Here is a 627-nt window from a genome sequence, read left to right as displayed (position 1 = left end):
GTCTTTATAACTTGGATTCAACATTGAAGTGCAACGCACCCGAAGCTAGATTTTACCTCAAGAGGTGTTCTAAACCCTAGCACCTTTCTAGGTCGATTATTTAAACTGTCTTCAATCGACTGAACTAAGTGCATGCATAGGTTATCCAGACGCATTGACTTCGGTAGAAACTGACGAATTAACCCATTGGTATTCTCATTCGTTCCACGCTCCCAAGAATGATAAGGCTGAGCAAAATAAATATCAGCCTTCAACGCTGTTGCCATCGTTTCATGGTCAGCAAACTCTTTACCGTTATCAAAGGTGATACTTAACGCCTGTTCACCTTTTAGCATGCCAATGCAAGCTTGTGTGACGGCTACTGCCTTGCGATTGGGTAGCGCTTTGATCTTAGTCTCTCGAGTTGTTCTATCCACTAGAGTGACAAGCACACCTTGATGTCCACGACCAACCACCGTATCCCCTTCATAATCGCCCATACGACTGCGCGCTTCAATGATACTGGGACGGTCATTGATATCACAGCGGTTCGCTATCTTTCCGCGCCTATCATAACCTTGCAGACGGCGTTTCCTATAGCGCTTTTGACATCTAAGGGCGCTATGTAAGTTACCCCCTGCCTTTTTG

1 protein-coding gene is annotated in these 627 nt (G+C 45.5%); it reads right to left on the bottom strand.

Annotated elements, in window-relative coordinates; all coding sequences use genetic code 11:
* Positions 1-17: 17 nt before the first annotated feature.
* On the bottom strand, positions 18-627 hold a 610-nt coding region (locus tag AAEZ03_RS25740; RefSeq protein WP_350582538.1), incomplete at its 5' end, for an IS30 family transposase.

It is taken from the genome of Pseudomonas sp. HY2-MNA-CIBAN-0224, from assembly GCF_040310285.1.
GTDB lineage: Bacteria > Pseudomonadota > Gammaproteobacteria > Pseudomonadales > Pseudomonadaceae > Aquipseudomonas > Aquipseudomonas helleri.
Note: the sequence above shows the minus strand (reverse complement) of the source record. Positions and strands in the feature narration are given on the sequence as shown.